This window comes from Pigmentiphaga litoralis, from assembly GCF_014651835.1.
Taxonomy (GTDB): domain Bacteria; phylum Pseudomonadota; class Gammaproteobacteria; order Burkholderiales; family Burkholderiaceae_B; genus Pigmentiphaga; species Pigmentiphaga litoralis.
Window position 1 is genome coordinate 546,811 of the sequence record NZ_BMXQ01000001.1, and the last position, 16,863, is coordinate 563,673.

A 16,863-nucleotide genomic window follows, 5' to 3' on the forward strand; every position below is an offset into this window, starting at 1 on the left:
CACACTGACCCCCTGGCGCCGTGATGACACCCTTCCAAGGCAAGCTGCGCATCCGTCATCTGGAGATCGTGCTGCTCGTGGCTGAGCACGGCAACCTGTCCAAGGCGGCCCGGTACCTTCACATGACGCAGTCCGGACTGTCGCGTGCCATGGCCGAGATTGAAGAGGCCGTGGGCGGCCGGCTGTTCGAACGCTCGGCCAAGGGCATGCGAGCGACTGCGCTCGGCGTGGCGATCTGCCGCCATGCCAACGTGCTTCTGGGCGACTTGCGCAAAGCCGAGACCGACCTGGCTGCCATTGCCCGCGGTGAACTCGGCAGCATCTCCATCGGCTGCTTCTCGCTGTTCAGCGGATGGCCACTGGCGGATGGCGTGGCGGCGTTTCGCCAGGCCCACCCGAAGGTGGAGGTGTCGGTCGAGATCGGGACGCATGAACGCCTGGTCGATGTGCTCGATTCCGGTGCACTGGACGTCCTGATCAGCCGCACACCGGCGACGTTGAATCGCGATACCTACCGGATCGTGCCGCTCATCAACGATCCGGTCGTGCTGACCTGTGCGCTGCAACATCCCCTGGCAGACAACAACGCGCCAACCTTGCATGCGTGTGCGGTCTACCCCTGGATCACCGCGCTGCCGTCGAGCCGCATCCGCGGCGAAGTCATGGACCGCTTGCGCGACGCCAATGTGCCGGCGCCGGATATCGTGGGTGCGCTGTCACTGGAATTTGGCCGCGACATGCTGGCCGCCGGGCCTTACCTGTTGATGCTGCCCGGCAGTGTCGCGCACGAGCAGGCGCGTCGCGGCCTGCTGCATATCCTCCCCCTGGATCTCAAGCTGAAACGCTCGCCCCTTGCGGCCCTGTGGCGGCGCGACCGGCCCAGCACACGGCAGACGCGCGCGTTCGTCAGCATCCTGGCCGGCATCATCAAACAGGCTCAGGCATGACTGCGGCGCATTGCCCCGATTGAATCCGGCATGACAACGATGTGACGATGTTCTTTACGATAGGCATGACCGCGCTTTGAACGTCGGACACCGGGATGGGCATGCGAAGCGCGCATGGGACATCGTGTGGGCCTGGCCAGCGCTGACTATCGTCAAAGGGGAATTCAAGGTGCAGGACAGCGTCATCGCAACTTTCGGAACCGCCACGGTGCGCGGTGTGAAGCAGGCCGCGGCCTGCCGCTTCAGCGCCATCCCCTATGCCGAGCCGCCTGTCGGCGCGCGACGCTTCTTGCCGCCCGTGCCACGCGCGCTGCAGGGCAACGTGGACGCCACCCGTCCTGGCCCGGTCGCCCCCCAACTGCCGTCGCGCCTTGCCGACGCGATGGGCGACTTCGACGCCGTCCAATCCGAAGACTGTCTGCACCTGACGATCTGGACCCCGGCGCCTGACACGGCGCGCCGGCCGGTGGTGATCTGGCTGCACGGCGGCGCCTGGCAAAGCGGTGGCGGAGCGATCGACTGGTATGACGGCAGCCGGCTGGTATCAGAAGGTGACGTGGTCGTTGTCAATATCAACTATCGGCTGGCCGCGCTGGGCTGGCTGTGCGTACCGGGTGAACCTGCCAACGTCGGCCTGCTCGATTGTGAAGCCGCCATTGATTGGGTGGCCGACCACATTACCGCGTTCGGCGGCGACCCGGCGCGCATCACCGTCATGGGGCAATCGGCGGGTGGATCCAACATTGCCAGCCTGCTGACACGCCAACCCCGGTTCCACCGCGCCATCATCCAGAGCGGATCCATGGGCCGCGGCTATCGCACCCGCGCGCAGGCCGACACCCTGGGGCTGGCGTTCCTGAAGGCCTTGGGTGTGACGTCGCTGGACGAGGCCCGCGCGCTGCCGGTGCAGGCCTTGCTGGACGCGCAACGGGATTCCGGCGTCATGGCCGCACTGGCGCAAGAGGGCTCCGGCCGCAGCCTGTTCTGCGCAGTGCTCGACGGCACAGTCCTGCCCTTAGCCATCGATGCCGATCTGGCGGCGGCGCCCGGCAAGGTGGACCTGCTGATCGGATCGACCGAAGATGAAATGGCCGCGTTTCCCGGCTTGGGACGCGATGCCGACAGCCGCGCCTATGGCGACCGCATCTTTGCCGCGCCCGCCGCGGCCTGGGCCCAGGCCGCGCGCGCGGCAGGCCGCAACGCGTGGCGCTACCAATTTGCGTTCGGGCCGTCCGAGCGTTTTGGGGCGTGCCACTGTATCGAATTGCCCTTCATGTTCGGCAACGTCGATGCCTATGCGGGCGCACCGATGCTGGAAGGCATGACGGCGGCCGATGCCGATCGGCTGGTCGCGCAGATGCTGCCGGCGTGGCTGCGCTTCATTCGTGGCGACTCGCCCGGGTGGGCGCAGGCGCCGGCGCTGCAGACGTTCACGTAACGCGCGGCCGACCCGCGCTCGAGTCTTCGTCTTCTGTCTTCCATCGTCGATCACAAGGAATTGCCGTGCTCAAGAAATTGCTTTTGCTTGCTGTCCTGTTCGCCTCGCTTCCCGCCGTCGCCGCGTATCCGGACCGTCCCGTGCGCATCATGGTGGCCAACCCCGCGGGCGGTCCGGTGGATGTCTTCCTGCGCGTTCTGGCGACGCGGTTGTCGCAGACCTGGAATCAATCCGTCGTCGTTGAAAACCGCCCGGGCGCATCCGGCATCATCCTCGGCAACGCACTGGTCAAGTCGGCGCCCGATGGCTACACGCTTGGCATGGTGGTCGCATCATCGCTGACGGTCGTGCCGTTTGCCGTCGACAATCCCCCCTTTGACGTGCAGAAAGATCTGCAACCGGTTTCGCTGGTGGCGCGCACGCCCTTCATCTTTGTCGTGCCCAAAGACAGCCCGATCAAGACCTGGCAGGACTTCGTTGCCGCCAGCAAACAACGCGACCTGACGATCGGGTCATTCTCGATCGGCACGGCCTTCCATCTGGTCTGGGAACAGACGGCGCGTGCCGCTGGCGTCAAGGCTGTCTATGCGCCGTCGCCGTCATCGGGCAAGACCCTGGGGGATCTGATTGGCGGGCAGCTCGACATCGCGCTGGATGCGCCATCCAGTGCCAAAGGCATGATCGACGCTGGCCGGCTGCGTGCCATTGCCATCACCAGCCCGACCCGGTTTGCCGGATTGCCCGACACCCCCACGCTGGACGAGTCCGGCTTGAAGGGCTATTCGTCCCAACCCTGGTTCGCATTGATGGCGCCGGCTGGCACGCCCGCGGATGTCGTCGACCGCATCCAGAAGACGGTGGCTGAGCTCTTGAAGGATCCGGCAATGAAAGCGCAGATGCAGATCTACGGCATGACGCCCGTGGGCAGCACGCCGGCAGAACTGGCAGAGACGATCAAGAACGACCTGCGCGACATGGGGCCGTTGGTCAAGGAACTCGGGATCAAGCTGTAGGGCAGGGCGCAGGTGAAAAAAGGCGCGATGCAGGGGTTTGCATCGCGCCTTTTTCTTTTCATGCGGCTATCCGTCGGGATAGCGCCGGTTCACCGGTTATTACGCGGCCTGCTTGATCGCGTCTTGTGCACCAGTGATGGCCTTGGCACGCGCATCGGCGCCCATCGCAATCCCTTCGGCGCGGATGAACTCGACGTTGTTGATGCCCAGGAAGCCGAAGAACGCCGTCAGGTAGCGTTCCTGGAAGTCGAACGACTCAGCCGGGGTGCCCGGGCCGTAGAAACCACCGCGCGACACGGCGATGATCACGCGCTTGCCGCCTGCCAGGCCTTCCGGGCCGGTTGCGGTGTAGCGGAAGGTCTTGCCGGCGACGGCAACACGGTCCATCCACGACTTGAGCTGGCTCGACACCGAGAAGTTGTACATGGGCGAGCCGATCACGACGGTATCGGCAGCCAGGAATTCTTCAAGCACGGTCGTGGCGATCGCGATGTCGCTCTGGATTGCAGGCGTCAGTTCGGCAGGGGCGCCCACGCGGACCATGAACTCCGGGCCCGACAGGTGGCTCAGGGGTTGCGCGGCGACGTCGCGATACACGACTTCCGACGAAGGGTTGGCGCTTTGCAGTTGTGCAACCAGTTCGGCGCTCAGTTGGCGGGTGACCGAACCGTCGCCCAGGATGCTGGAATCAATGTGAAGGATCTTCATGGTGGACTCGCTTTTCATTAGGTGGGTGACGGGATCCGTCCCGCATGGCATTCATAATAGGTGTGGGACGGTCAGGCGATAAGTCAGGAGAAAACGAACGCATCGTTCTATTTATGGAACAATCCAGGTGTTGCTGCCGACCGTCCTGGAATATCCATGCTCGATCTGAACGACCTCTATTACTTTGCCGCCGTCGTCCGCCATGGCGGCTTTGCAGCAGCCGGGCGCGCCTTGAACGTCCCGAAGTCCAACCTTAGCCGCCGCATCGCGCGCCTGGAGCAGCAACTGGGCGTGCGCCTGCTGGAGCGTTCCACCCGCAGACTGGTCGTCACAGATATTGGCCAGGAATTTCAGGGCCACTGTCAGCAGATGATTGCCCAGGCCGAAGCCGCCGAAGAGGCCACCCAGCGCATGCGCGGCGATCCTCACGGCCTGGTCCGGCTGGCCTGTCCGCCTGGCCTTGCCCCGCAACTGAGCTGCATCCTTCCCAAGTTCCTTTTGCAGTACAGGAACGTGCGGGTGCAAGTTGTCGCCTCAAACCGGCGGGTCGATCTCGTTGAAGAACGAATCGACGTGGCCTTGCGGGCCCGGCGCCGTGTCGACCTCGATCCCAACCTGGTCACCAAGGTCGTCGGCGAAAACCGCGCCGGGCTTGTGGCAGCGCCGGCCCTGGTCGCGTCCTATCCGCCCATCCATCACCCGAAAGACCTGGCCGGCGTGCCGACCCTCAGCATGGAAGAAGTATCCCCACACGACCAATGGCCGCTCTTTGGCCCGGACGATGCTGCGTACACCGTGCAGCATGAGCCGCGCGTGGGGTGCAGCGACTTTCCGTTGCTGCTGGGCGCGGCGGTCGCCGGGCTGGGCGTGGCCCTGCTGCCGGAAAACCTGAGCGCCGAGGCCGTCGCTTCCGGCCGTCTCGTTTCCGTGTTGCCCGGGTGGTACACCGACCAGACTGTGCTGCACATCGTCTTCACGTCCCGAAGGGGGCTCCTGCCCGCCGTCCGGACCTTTGTCGACTTTCTGGCGGCCGAACTTCCCAAAGTGCCGTGGGAGCGCGCAATCAGGGTAAGTCCTGAACTACAATAGGAGGTTTATTCCAGTCCAGGGGTTGCCAGATGCGTCTCGTACAAAAAGCCTACACATTCGACGACGTGCTGCTCGTGCCCGCTTATTCTGCGGTGTTGCCACGTGACGCAAGTCTGCGCACCCGTCTCACCCGCAAGATCTCGCTGAACATTCCGCTCCTGTCCGCCGCCATGGACACGGTCACGGAATCCCGTTTGGCAATCGCGATGGCCCAGGAAGGCGGCATCGGTATCATTCACAAGAACCTGACCGCCGACCAGCAAGCGCGGGAAGTGGCCTTGGTCAAGCGCTATGAATCGGGCGTCGTTTCCGACCCGATCACCATCGCGCCGCACATGAAAGTGCGCGACGTCATCGCGCTGCAGCGCCAGCACGGCATCTCCGGCCTGCCGGTCGTTGAAGGCCGCCAGGTCGTCGGCATCGTCACCAACCGCGACCTGCGGTTCGAAGACCGCCTTGACGAACCCGTGCGCACCATCATGACGCCGCGCGAACGCCTGATCACCGTCAAGGAAGGCGCCACGCCCGAAGAAGCGCAGGCCCTCATGCACAAGCATCGCCTCGAACGCGTGCTGGTCGTCAACGAGACGTTTGAACTGCGCGGCCTGATGACCGTCAAGGACATCATCAAGACCACCGAACACCCCAACGCATGTAAGGACGCCCACGGCAAGCTGCGCGTCGGCGCCGCTGTTGGCGTCGGTGCAGGCACCGAAGAACGCGTTGAAAAACTCGTTGCTGCAGGCGTGGACGTGCTGGTCGTCGACACCGCCCACGGCCACTCGCACGACGTGATCGAACGCGTTCGCTGGGTCAAGAAACACTACCCGCAAGTCGAAGTGATCGGCGGCAACGTCGCCACCGGCGCGGCGGCACTGGCGCTGGTCGAAGCCGGCGCCGACGGCGTCAAGGTCGGTATCGGCCCCGGCTCCATCTGCACCACCCGCATCGTGGCCGGCGTGGGCGTGCCCCAGATCACCGCGATCTCTAACGTGGCCGAAGCCCTTGAAGGCACTGGCGTGCCGCTGATCGCAGACGGTGGCGTGCGCTATTCGGGCGACATCTCCAAGGCCCTGGCAGCAGGCGCCTACACGGTCATGATGGGCGGCATGTTCGCCGGCACGGACGAAGCCCCCGGCGAAGTCGTGCTGTACCAGGGCCGTTCGTACAAGTCGTATCGCGGCATGGGCAGCCTGGGCGCCATGACCGACGGTTCCGCCGATCGCTACTTCCAGGACCCGGCCAACAACGCCGACAAGCTCGTGCCCGAAGGCATCGAAGGTCGCGTTCCTTACAAGGGCAGCGTGCTCGCCATCATCTTCCAGATGGTTGGCGGCATTCGCGCCTCGATGGGCTACTGCGGCTGCGCGTCGATCGACGACATGCGCACCAAGGCAGAGTTTGTCGAAATCACCTCGGCGGGTATTCGTGAGTCGCACGTCCACGACGTGACGATCACCAAAGAAGCCCCCAACTACCGGATGGAATAAGCGTGCACGATCGTATCCTGATCCTCGACTTCGGCTCACAGGTCACCCAGCTGATCGCACGACGCGTGCGCGAAGCGCAGGTGTACTGCGAAATCCACCCGCACGACGTGTCCGACGACTTCATCCGCGAAGAAATGGCCCGCGGCCTGAAAGGCGTGATCCTTTCCGGCAGCCATGCCTCCGCCTACGAAGAAACGTCCATGCGCGCCCCGCAAGCCGTGTTCGATGCAGGCGTGCCAGTGCTGGGCATTTGCTACGGCATGCAGACCATGGCGATGCAGCTCGGCGGCAAGGTCACCTTTGCCGACCATCGCGAATTCGGCTACGCCGAAGTCCGCGCCCACGGCCACACGCCCCTGTTCACCGGCATCGAGGACTTCACGAACAACGAAGGCCACGGCATGCTCAAAGTCTGGATGAGCCACGGTGACCAGGTCACCGCGCTCCCGCCGGGCTTCAAGCTCATGGCCTCCACGCCATCCTGCCCCATCGCAGGCATGGCAGATGTGGAGCGCGGCTACTACGCCGTCCAGTTCCACCCCGAAGTCACCCACACCGTTCGCGGCCAGGTCATGCTCGAGCGTTTCGTGCACGACATCTGCGGGTGCGGTGATGACTGGAACATGCCCGACTATGTGTCCGAAGCCGTCGAAGCCATTCGCCAGCAAGTAGGGGATGACGAAGTGATTTTGGGTCTGTCCGGCGGCGTGGATTCATCGGTTGCCGCCGCCCTGATCCACAAAGCCATCGGTCCGCAACTGACCTGCGTGTTTGTGGATCATGGTTTGCTTAGGTTGGACGAAGGCAAACAGGTCATGCAGACCTTTGCCGACAACATGGGCCTGAACATCATCCACGTCGACGCGACGAATGAGTTCATGAGCAAGCTGGAAGGCGTCAGCGATCCGGAAGCCAAACGCAAGATCATCGGGCGTGAATTTGTGGAAGTGTTCCAGCGTGAGGCTGGGAAGCTGAAGAACGCGCGGTGGCTGGCGCAAGGCACGATCTACCCGGATGTGATTGAGTCCGGCGGCAAGAAGGGCAAGGCGCAGACGATCAAGTCGCACCATAATGTGGGTGGTTTGCCTGAGACGTTGAACTTGAAGCTGCTTGAACCGCTGCGTGAGTTGTTCAAGGATGAGGTTCGCAAGCTGGGCGTGGCGTTAGGCTTGCCGCCTGGAATGGTGTATCGCCATCCGTTCCCTGGTCCTGGGTTGGGTGTGCGGATTTTGGGTGAGGTGAAGAAGGAATATGCGGACTTGCTGCGGCGGGCCGATGCGATCTTTATCGAAGAGCTGCGCAACTTCAAGGATGATCAGGGCACGTCCTGGTATGACCTCACTTCACAGGCCTTCACGGTGTTCTTGCCGGTGAAGAGCGTGGGGGTCATGGGGGATGGGCGGACTTATGATTATGTAGTGGCGTTGCGCGCGGTGCAGACGTCCGACTTTATGACGGCGGATTGGGCGGAACTGCCTTATGCGTTGTTGAAGAAGGTGTCTGGGCGGATCATTAATGAGGTCCGGGGGATTAACCGGGTTACTTATGATGTGAGTAGTAAACCGCCGGCTACGATTGAGTGGGAGTAGAGTGCATCTTGTCAAACTACAAAATTGTTTACAAGCGATCTATAGCCTAATTTTCGAAGGTTAGTGGCGGCGTTCGGCAGCCATTGTTCTTGTAGTGCAGCTAAAGAACGGGTATGAGCGGTCATGTCGCAGTCGTGATCTTTCGTTCGCCTCTGTGCGTGAGGAGACAGCACGTGCGCTGCAGCCTTTGCTCAAACCCCTGCCGACGCGACATCACAGAGCAACTTCGGTACTGTATTTCGACGCAGAAAAAATTGATATTCATATCAAAGAAGCGTCATGAGCACGTCCAGTCCGCGCATGCGCCGCACGTTGACGACGAACTCGTTGATGTCCAAAACTGCATTGTCCACTGTTACTTCAACGATAGGCTTAACGGGATTTCCGCTTTTGTTGACCGGGTAATCACCGATGCGCTTGAATATATGCTTGTCTCGCCGCGTTGGAAACGGAAAAGTGTTGCCGGAGTTCATGTGGCAAAGCCAAATTGCATCGCCGTAACGTGCTACTAAGCGAGCAGTGTCGACAGTTAACACATCATGTTCGAGGTGTCGGTACTGCCTCGCGTTGAGCAGTCGGTGAAGTCGTGATTCATCAGCCCAGAAAAAAACTTTAGCGTTTATTAGCGCGTACCAAGCTTCCGAGCATGTTTCGTCACCGAGCGCTTCGGCCAGACGTTTCGGCGGCATTGGAATCTGATCACGAATCACTATTGGTTCTTCGCCGATCCCTTCCAACCTGATCTTGGCCGGTCGATGCTGGTCTTCGATGTTCGATCGATCGGCTCCAACAATATTGAATCTAGTCAGAACTGCTGAGGTTGAGAGTAGCCCGCGAGTTCGGATCGACTGCCAAGTGTCCGCCTCGGCCATGTGAAACAGATGTGGATGCAAGCGCGCTAGCCGTTCAGGAGCCATGACGTTCCTTGGTGCGGAGCGCCGTCCAATTGCGGCGATCGATGATCGTTCGCAGGTCTCCCTGCCCGTTGTGTTCGCGCGGGAAACGAGTGTTTATTAAGGAGACTGGGGCTTGGGCGACGCGTTCGATTTCTTCGACAAAGCGAATGGTGTCTGCTCCCAATTGCTCGAAGCGGCGAGCTTTACTGTTGTCTCCTTGGACATAGTCAGCGAAAGCGAGGACGACGTCGGTTGGAGCATTTAAAGCGCAAGCTTTTCGGAACTGGTCCCACTCAAACCATCCGACCCGTCGCTTGCGCTTCGTCGTCGAGGTCTTTTCAGCCTTGTGCAATGATTCGGGGTCGAGTCCCGCCTGCTCGGCTATAGCGTCGAACGTAGTCTCGTGCTTGAGCGGACCCGACGTTTTCTGCATAGAGCCATCGGGATTACCAACACGGATAGGCATTGGTCTGATCACCATCAGGATTTTTCGTACTCGACTTGGGCTGATGCCGGCTTCAGCGAGGCACCCGGCAACGTTCGTGTCGCGCGACGTTACATGCGGATATTTGCCATGGAAAATGCTCAATCCGCTCCCTTGTGTACCTTCGAGCAGAATCGAATGCCCGCAGCGGTAGGCCTCTTCCAGTCGGTCGGACGTACTCCCTCTCCAGTTCCCTTCCTGCCCGACGTACGGGCTCAAGTCCGGCACGTCTCGCGCCAGGCGGACGCCCGAGAGTTCGCGATCAGTGATCCTCCGGGCGGCGGCGGCGCCTGATCCTGATCCAGTCGACCCAATATTAGCGACCACCGCAGCCTCGGCATCACGGTCAGCCTGTTCGATAATCATCGCCTGCGGGTCGATGAATAGACGCTCTGGCGGAACAGCGCAATCTTTGATTTCTTGAAGTAATCCCTCCAGCCAGATCGTCATGCCCGGACCTAGAAGGATTCGCGAGTCGTTATCTCGTGACCCCGAAGGAAGGTGATGGTAAGTATAGTTGCCTGCAGCGCTCGCCACAGTATGGCCAGCATTGGGTCCCCCTACCCGAACCATCACATCGTATTCCCGGGCAAGGTAGCCAACCACGTTACCCTTGCCTTCAGACCCGTATTGACCGCCTATAATCACGTCAACAAGACGCACTTCTGGAGGAGTGAACAAATGAAGTCGTGCCGCGACGCGTACTAGGGTATCTTTAGCATCAGATCGATCGGTGTTTATCCTGACGTCCGCGTCATGTTTCAGCTTGTCGACCACGCTACTGTCGCGCAAATGGTCGATGGTTGCATACTCCTGAGAGTCGACGATGTGCCCCATCTCGCCGCTGAGGCGATCGCGGAGCGTTTTGTCAGTTGCCCATAAGTGCACATGGGTGATGCTTGAACCGAAGGTGGTCCGAAAAATCTCCAGTTGCTCTATACCACTGATGTGATCGACCACTACTCCAACATGCGCTGGGATATTACGAATAAGTTCAACGACCTCAGCCACTAGCCAGGTGTAGCCTGTAGCCCTGTCGAGTTCAAGCCCCTTTTCATACAATGCTTGGCGATTTGCGTTCCTTCCCAACCGGGCAGCTAGAACGGCTTTTGTCCTAATTACTCTAAAGCTGTACTGGCTTTCAAGCAAAGTTGCAAGGTCAGATTTTCCTGAGCCGGTTTTGCCACTAATTACGACGATCGGACGGCTGAACATTACGACTCCCAGAGGGAAGAAACACTAAAACCGATGGCCTTCGAATTCAGGCGGCTAGTATCAAATACGGCGTCCGCTAGCAACTCTAGTCCTCTGGCAGCGATTTCGTTCGGATGATCTTGGACGTTTCGGTAGCTGGTCTCGCAGCTTTCAGCACGGAGGCTGTAGCGAGCGTGCAAAATATCTTCACGCGCTCGAAGATGTACATGTCGAACCGCGTTGCCAAAGCGTTCCCGGAAGTGCTGCACCTGCTGTGGTTTTCGCGCAGCATCAAGCATCCACCCCGCGATCTGCGGATTGGCATCAACCGCAGGATCAGCCACGCAGTCAACGACCCAACGGAAGTCGGTCTCGTGGTCTAGCCGGTCACCTAAATCCTGCAGGCTCGTGCGCCCTTTAAGAATATCGGCTCCGCCCTCAAACTCGATTAAATAGCTCCTGGTGCTTAATCGGCAAAAGCCGAACTCAGTTGACAGCACTTGCGCCACGGCCGTCTTGCCTGATGCAATGGCGCCACTAAGTATCAACATTCGCTGAAGCGGCATTCCAGTCCTCCCACAAGGATTAATCCTTTTTGTGAGATTAGCAGATTAACGTTCGGCACTTATGTTTATTATTGTTGATTGGCTCGAACCAGTTTCGCTTCGATTGGGAGTGGTTGTAGACTTAACGCAGAACGGTCTCTTAGCTGCAATGCGGGTCAGGGTACACAACCTGAAGGTTGAGCAAGTTCTGGGGCCGAGGATGCATGAACTGTTCGCTGCGTTAACTTACCTATGGCGGCCTGTTCAGCTCTCCTAAAAATGACGTCCGCGTGGCCATCGATTGCCGATCGCTGCTTAAGCCGCGACCTAAGCTACGCCCTCCTGGAGCTGTCCCGGCGGCGCGGGACGGCTATTGGTTATTCAACGTCGCACGCGGCGACGGGTATGTTTCGGATTTGCCTTCCGCGCTCTGGCGTAGTCGTCAATAGTGCGCTCAGGCGTCTCCCTCTGATCGCCGCATCCAACGCTTTACACATTACAAACGCATCGAACAATCTAGCCTTCAGCCTGAGCGCTAGTTGGATCGTAATGTGCGCGGTATCCGCCGCAAGCAGCGGCCGGTTTAAGTTGAGCGACTCCTCCCGCGGGTGCAGTCGACATGCTGAAGCCTGCAACATCGGATACTTGCCGTCTAGCCCGGCAGTGTCTTCGCAACATCGCCAGCAACCAAGCACCGATCCGTACAGCATCCAATTCCGTTGCCTCGCGGTATGGCACGCGCCACCTCTTTCCGGTGCACGTCTTCACGATAATGGCGCCGTAGGTCTGCTCCGTCATGAAGGTAGCGTCAACCGTATGGGATCCAGCTCAGCCTTGATGTTGGTTGCAGCCATCTTCTTGGGTCACCGCAAGCCATCGAATGACAGACCGAATACGTTGCGGACAACCCTGTACACCACCTGCGGCGACCCGCCAGCCGGCGGTCAACGCCTCTCTGCAGTTAGGGTCGGATACTGGGTTGGAACGTCGTCGCCGTCGCGGCGAGCGGCCGTATCGCCGTCGTAGCGACTGTCGATGGCCAGGGTAGAGCTTTGCAACTGTGCCGGTGGTATGGCCGGTCGTCAGGCGAAGCGTGCCTCGTTGTCAAGGCTTATAGGACTGTCTCCATAGGACATGAAGGGTCGCGCCGGCGATCGACCTTGGGGAGTAGGACCAGGCACGTTGTCAAAAGCAGGGCGCCGTTGAAGAGGTGAAGCGACGGCGGCAGCGGTAGCGCGGAGGCTGCCAGCGCGATCTGGGCGAAGTAGAGGAGGGATGTCCGGCTCGCCCACCCGCTCAAGCCTCTTAGCCGGGAAACGACAAGCGTCCGGCAAGAAGGGCAATTACTGAAAGAGGTAGCGTGCCGCCAAGCGCCGCATGTAGACCCCACAGGTCGCGGTCGTGAAACAGCGCGAGTCCGCCGCTCAGGAACTGGCTCAAGATGCCGCCGGCCAGGATTCTGGGCGAGACCGTGAACCAGCGCGGCGTGCTGAAGCCCGTATCGACGGACGTGTCATAGATCTTTTCCATCGTTCACGCTGCGTCGGGGGCGGACGTGCTCGCGATCCAATGCTCGAGTCTGGCAGCGCAGTCGGTCGCGGCGATCTCAAGTGCTACGGGCTCCAGCTTGTTCGCTTCATACACGCCGAAGGGCATGGCGTAGCCCAGCCCGCAGCGATGCGCTGTCGCGCAGCGGCGCGACAAGTTCACTCATCGGAAACATGTTGCGCCCGCCAGCGCGATAAGAATCCAGCAAGTTGCCCGCAGTCGTCTTAATGATCAACGGCGTGCCTTCGAGCAAACGGGCCTCATCTTCATAGTTTATGTAGAACATGCGCGTGAGTATGGCGTCCTGCCATTCCTTCGGGAGCGGCGGCGTGGAGTACCACTGAATGGAGAACTACAGCACGATGCGATCGGCCGAGAGCAGGCGCTCGGCCTCGCGCCTACCGTCCTGGTTCGTCCCTCCAGCCGCAGCCGCAGCATGTACCCAAGCGAAATCGCCTCGCGCTTCTCAATCAAAAAGTCGATCAGTGCACGCACCTTTGATGGCATGTGTTCGCGAGAGGGCGTGTACAGGTAGAAGGCCGCGTGCTTATACGTCCAATCGCGAAGCACTCGCACCAGGCGTCCTTCAGACAGGTGATCTTGGACCGAGAGGTCGACGATCTGCATGAACCCCAGCCCCTGTAGCGCTGCCCGCGTCATGCTCTGATCGTCGTTGGTCGTCAGTCCGCCCGTCACGGCCTGGGTGAAGTGCCGACCATGCCTGCCGGGTTCCGTGAAATCCCAGTCGTGAAGGGCGCCCGTGCCTGAAAACCGATAGTTGATGCAGCGGTGCTTGACCAGATCGCCGGGGACCTTGGGCACCCCGTTGGCTTTCAGATAGGCGGGCGAGGCCACCACGGCCATGGAAAGTTGCGGGCTGATGGGGACGGCGACGACGTGTTCTGCCAGGCCTTGCCCCAGGCGAACGCCTGCATCGGCGCCGTCCGCAATGATGTTCGACAGCGAGTCCGCCATGATCAGCTCGAGTGTGACCTTGGGGTAACGATCATGGAATTCGGCCAGATGCGGTTCGATCAGGGCCCGTGCTGCCAGACGCGATGTGTTGATCCGGACCATGCCCGAAGGCGTATCGCGCGTGTCACCCAGGGTCTGGACTGCATGGTCGATGTTGGCGAGCGCGGGCCTGAGCGTGTCGAACAACTTCTGGCCTGCCTCTGTCAAGGACATGTGGCGGGTGGTGCGATAGAGCAGCCGCATGCCCAGTTGACGTTCCAGGGACTTGAGATTCTGTGACAGGGCTGCCCGCGACACCCCCATTTCGTCGGCAGCGCGCGTGAAGCTGCCATGGCGTGCCACGTGGGCGAACCACGCGAGTGAGGGGAGCAGAGAGGGATCCATGGCCGGATTGTAAACCGTGGCTTACCAGTCATGTTCGGACTGCCACCTTACAGATTTGCAATTCCAACCGCACTATTGGTGCTTCGTTGGAGGAACAGCCGGTGCGTGCGTTGGCGCGGTCCGACTCCTTCTCGACTTACATCCATCTGGAGCATTGAGCATGTCGGTCAGGCAATTGCGCGTGGGCATTATTGGCGCGGATACGAAATCAAGCTGGGCGGGCGCCTCCCATGTCCCCGCCATCCGGTCGCAATTCGGGCTGCTTCTTGCCGCGGTGGCGACCCGCCGGGAAACGAGCGCGAAGGCTGCAGCTGAGGCGTTCGGCGCGGATCGCTGGTATGCGGATCCCTATGCGCTGATCGGCGATGAGACCATCGACATTGTCACGATCGCCGTGAAGGTGCCCGCGCACAAGGACCTTGTGCTTGCTGCGCTCCAGGCCGGCAAGGCCGTCTATTGCGAGTCCCCCCTGGGGGCGACCGTTGCCGAGACCGAGCAGATGGCGGCCGCGGTCGGGTCGTTGCACACCGCCATTGGCTTGCAAGGCCGCCACAGCCCGGCTGTCCGCCGCGCGGCGGAACTGGTGGCGGATGGAAAGCTCGGTCGCCTGTTGTCGGCGCGCGTGAATGCGACGACCTTCGGTTATGGGCCGCAATCGCCAAGCAGCTACGACTATTTCAACAAGGCGGCGTCGGGTGCGAGCTTCCTCACGATCACGACAGGACATGTCCTTGACGTCATTGAGGCCGTGCTCGGCAACATTGTCGAGGTGGACGCCCGCACCGAGCTGCTCTGGCCTGAGATCGACATTGTCGATACCGGCGCAACGTCGGTGCGAGACATTCCGGATCACGTGGACCTCATTGCCAAGACCGCCAGCGGTGCGCCTGTGTCCGTGCAGGTGCTGGCCAACGTGCCCGCAGAAGACGCGGACTTTACGTTGGAGGTCCGGGGTTCCAAGGGCTGGCTGAAGATCACCGGCAACCATCTTGCCGGCGTGCAGGTGGGTGACCTGACGCTGTCGGCAAGCGTCGCGTTCGACGCGCCCGACGTGCCGGTGGCGTCCGGTGTCGGGGTGTCCGACTTTTCGGCGTTCTGGGCCGGCGCCGCCATCAACGTTGGCGAGGTCTATGCCTCGTTGGCGCGCGACATCGTGTCGGGCACCTACGCCACGCCCGGCTTCGAGCACGCCGTCCACAACAGTCGCCTCGTTGCGGCGGTGGAGCGAGCGGCTCTGACCGGCGAGCGGCAGAGACATCTGGATTGATCGAACGCGGCGCCGAGCGCATCGTGGCGCCGCGCCGACTTGCTGGAGGCCCTGGCGGTCCATCTGCCCGGGCGCACGACTCGACTTGAAAGCAAACCTGAGGAGATGCGCCATGCGACTGCGCAAATTTGGAAACAGCGGCCTGTTCGTTTCAGAGTTGTCCTTCGGCGCCATGACGTTTGGTGGCACTGAAGGACTTTGGGGCCAGGTCGGCAGGCTGGGGCAGGGCGAAGCGGACGCCTTGATCAGCGCCGCGCTCGATGCGGGGATCAACCTTTTTGATACGGCCAACATCTACGCCGATGGGCGCAGCGAAGAAATACTGGGTCGCTCGCTGAAGAACCTTGGCGTGACGCGTGATGACGTCGTCATCGCCACCAAGGTCTTCGGTGCGATGGGTCACGGTCCGAACCGGCAGGGGGCATCGCGGCGGCACATCCTGGCCGAGTGCCGGGCCAGCATCAAGCGCCTGGGCGTGGACCATATTGACCTGTATCAGCTCCATGGCTTTGACCCGGCTACGCCGATCGAAGAGTCACTCGAAGCCTTCGACACCCTGGTGCGTGCGGGCGATGTCCGTTACATCGGGATGTCGAACTGGGCTGCCTGGCAGATCATGAAAGCGATCGGCATTGCCCATGCACGCAATCTTGCGCCGATCACGTCGCTCCAGGCGTACTACACCCTTGTCGGGCGCGATATCGAACGCGAGATCGTCCCACTGCTTGCCTCCGAACGCGTCGGCCTCATGGTGTGGAGCCCGCTCGCGGGCGGATATCTGACCGGCAAATACACCGGCGGCTGTAATGGCGCTGGTACGGGCAATGGCGAGCGCGGCAGGCAGACCGACCTGGACTTTCCGCCTATCGATCGCATCCGCGGCGAACCGCTGATCGGCGTGCTGCGGTCGGTCGCAGACAAGCACGGGCGGCGTCCGGCGCAGGTTGCAATTGCCTGGTTGCTCAAGCAGTCCGTCGTGTCGACCGTGCTTATCGGCGCCCGGCGGGTCGAGCAGTTGAAGGAAAACGTCGTGGCGACCGAGATCGTCCTGGATGACACCGATATGTCGGCGCTGCACGCCGTCAGCCGGCTGCCCGTGGAATATCCCGGCTGGCTGTTGGACCGTGCCAGCCACGTCCCGAGCTAGAAGAGACCGAGGGCAACGCAAGGCTTCCCAGGAAGGGCCGTCACTGCCGCCGTCAACACCGCGGCGATCGCGGTGTTCCCCCCGACCCGCTGCTCGCGCTAGAGCGATTTCATCATCCATCCCGGCCAATCAGGCCCACCACTTCTGGA

The 16,863-nt window shown here is 61.3% G+C and carries 15 protein-coding genes; 8 read left to right on the top strand and 7 right to left on the bottom strand.

All coding sequences use genetic code 11. The annotated features are described in order from the left end of the window. Positions 1-23: 23 nt before the first annotated feature. The 3 genes from IE116_RS02265 (at position 24) to IE116_RS02275 (ending at position 3,398) form a co-directional block, all read left to right on the top strand. A complete protein-coding gene (locus tag IE116_RS02265; protein WP_189609394.1) occupies positions 24-947 on the top strand; it encodes a LysR family transcriptional regulator in 924 nt (307 codons plus the stop codon). 76 nt (positions 948-1,023) lie between these two features. Then, positions 1,024-2,385, top strand: a complete 1,362-nt coding sequence (locus IE116_RS02270) for a carboxylesterase family protein (RefSeq protein ID WP_229827960.1) — start codon at positions 1,024-1,026, stop codon at positions 2,383-2,385. A gap of 65 nt (positions 2,386-2,450) precedes the next feature. Then, the gene (locus IE116_RS02275) at positions 2,451-3,398 is read left to right on the top strand and encodes a Bug family tripartite tricarboxylate transporter substrate binding protein (RefSeq protein WP_229827961.1); all 948 of its coding nucleotides are present in this window, start codon (positions 2,451-2,453) and stop codon (positions 3,396-3,398) included. A gap of 99 nt (positions 3,399-3,497) precedes the next feature. On the opposite strand, the gene IE116_RS02280 is transcribed toward IE116_RS02275, so the two are convergent. Next, on the bottom strand, positions 3,498-4,106 hold the full coding sequence (locus IE116_RS02280) for an FMN-dependent NADH-azoreductase (RefSeq protein ID WP_189609397.1): 609 nt from the start codon (positions 4,104-4,106) through the stop codon (positions 3,498-3,500). 156 nt (positions 4,107-4,262) lie between these two features. Between IE116_RS02280 and IE116_RS02285 the strand changes: the two genes are divergently transcribed. The 3 genes from IE116_RS02285 to guaA are packed head-to-tail and all read left to right on the top strand — an operon-like array spanning position 4,263 to position 8,274. Further along, the gene (locus IE116_RS02285; protein ID WP_189609399.1) at positions 4,263-5,195 is read left to right on the top strand and encodes a LysR substrate-binding domain-containing protein; all 933 of its coding nucleotides are present in this window, start codon (positions 4,263-4,265) and stop codon (positions 5,193-5,195) included. Positions 5,196-5,224: 29 nt separating this feature from the next. Then, positions 5,225-6,685, top strand: a complete 1,461-nt coding sequence (gene guaB / locus IE116_RS02290) for an IMP dehydrogenase (protein ID WP_179588004.1) — start codon at positions 5,225-5,227, stop codon at positions 6,683-6,685. A gap of 2 nt (positions 6,686-6,687) precedes the next feature. Continuing rightward, positions 6,688-8,274 carry a glutamine-hydrolyzing GMP synthase gene (guaA, locus tag IE116_RS02295; RefSeq protein WP_189609401.1) on the top strand — a complete coding sequence of 529 codons (1,587 nt, stop codon included), beginning with the start codon at positions 6,688-6,690 and terminating at the stop codon, positions 8,272-8,274. 266 nt (positions 8,275-8,540) lie between these two features. On the opposite strand, the gene IE116_RS02300 is transcribed toward guaA, so the two are convergent. From IE116_RS02300 to IE116_RS02325, 6 genes are all read right to left on the bottom strand, one after another. Then, on the bottom strand, positions 8,541-9,191 hold the full coding sequence (locus tag IE116_RS02300) for a DUF7002 family protein (RefSeq protein ID WP_189609403.1): 651 nt from the start codon (positions 9,189-9,191) through the stop codon (positions 8,541-8,543). Next, a complete protein-coding gene (locus IE116_RS02305; RefSeq protein WP_189609405.1) occupies positions 9,181-10,869 on the bottom strand; it encodes an adenylosuccinate synthetase in 1,689 nt (562 codons plus the stop codon). The genes IE116_RS02300 and IE116_RS02305 overlap by 11 nt, the downstream gene beginning before the upstream one ends. Beyond that, the gene (locus tag IE116_RS02310) at positions 10,869-11,414 is read right to left on the bottom strand and encodes a nucleoside/nucleotide kinase family protein (protein WP_189609407.1); all 546 of its coding nucleotides are present in this window, start codon (positions 11,412-11,414) and stop codon (positions 10,869-10,871) included. Before IE116_RS02310 ends, IE116_RS02305 begins: the two co-directional genes overlap by 1 nt. Before the next feature lie 1,284 nt (positions 11,415-12,698). Beyond that, on the bottom strand, positions 12,699-12,923 hold the full coding sequence (locus tag IE116_RS25790) for a hypothetical protein (protein ID WP_229827962.1): 225 nt from the start codon (positions 12,921-12,923) through the stop codon (positions 12,699-12,701). Positions 12,924-13,029: 106 nt separating this feature from the next. After that, the gene (locus tag IE116_RS25795) at positions 13,030-13,287 is read right to left on the bottom strand and encodes an NAD(P)H-dependent oxidoreductase (protein ID WP_308428252.1); all 258 of its coding nucleotides are present in this window, start codon (positions 13,285-13,287) and stop codon (positions 13,030-13,032) included. Further along, positions 13,215-14,300, bottom strand: coding sequence for a LysR family transcriptional regulator (locus IE116_RS02325; RefSeq protein WP_229827964.1), 1,086 nt, complete (start codon positions 14,298-14,300; stop codon positions 13,215-13,217). Before IE116_RS02325 ends, IE116_RS25795 begins: the two co-directional genes overlap by 73 nt. A 160-nt stretch (positions 14,301-14,460) precedes the next feature. Here IE116_RS02325 and IE116_RS02330 point away from each other — a divergent pair, with 160 nt between their 5' ends. Both IE116_RS02330 and IE116_RS02335 read left to right on the top strand, forming a co-directional pair. Then, positions 14,461-15,567: a Gfo/Idh/MocA family protein gene (locus tag IE116_RS02330; protein ID WP_189609409.1), complete on the top strand. Its 1,107-nt coding sequence runs from the start codon at positions 14,461-14,463 to the stop codon at positions 15,565-15,567. Between the two features lie 112 nt (positions 15,568-15,679). Then, entirely contained in the window at positions 15,680-16,714 is a 1,035-nt protein-coding gene (locus IE116_RS02335) for an aldo/keto reductase (protein ID WP_189609411.1), read from the top strand. Positions 16,715-16,863 lie beyond the last annotated feature (149 nt).

Coding starts and splice junctions, on each gene's coding strand:
- IE116_RS02265 (WP_189609394.1), top strand. CDS start 24: ATGACACCCTTCCAAGGCAAGCTGCGCATCCGTCATCTGGAGATCGTG.
- IE116_RS02280 (WP_189609397.1), bottom strand. CDS start 4,106: ATGAAGATCCTTCACATTGATTCCAGCATCCTGGGCGACGGTTCGGTC.
- IE116_RS02285 (WP_189609399.1), top strand. CDS start 4,263: ATGCTCGATCTGAACGACCTCTATTACTTTGCCGCCGTCGTCCGCCAT.
- guaB (WP_179588004.1), top strand. CDS start 5,225: ATGCGTCTCGTACAAAAAGCCTACACATTCGACGACGTGCTGCTCGTG.
- IE116_RS02300 (WP_189609403.1), bottom strand. CDS start 9,191: ATGGCTCCTGAACGGCTAGCGCGCTTGCATCCACATCTGTTTCACATG.
- IE116_RS02305 (WP_189609405.1), bottom strand. CDS start 10,869: ATGTTCAGCCGTCCGATCGTCGTAATTAGTGGCAAAACCGGCTCAGGA.
- IE116_RS02310 (WP_189609407.1), bottom strand. CDS start 11,414: ATGCCGCTTCAGCGAATGTTGATACTTAGTGGCGCCATTGCATCAGGC.
- IE116_RS25790 (WP_229827962.1), bottom strand. CDS start 12,923: ATGGAAAAGATCTATGACACGTCCGTCGATACGGGCTTCAGCACGCCG.
- IE116_RS02325 (WP_229827964.1), bottom strand. CDS start 14,300: ATGGATCCCTCTCTGCTCCCCTCACTCGCGTGGTTCGCCCACGTGGCA.
- IE116_RS02330 (WP_189609409.1), top strand. CDS start 14,461: ATGTCGGTCAGGCAATTGCGCGTGGGCATTATTGGCGCGGATACGAAA.
- IE116_RS02335 (WP_189609411.1), top strand. CDS start 15,680: ATGCGACTGCGCAAATTTGGAAACAGCGGCCTGTTCGTTTCAGAGTTG.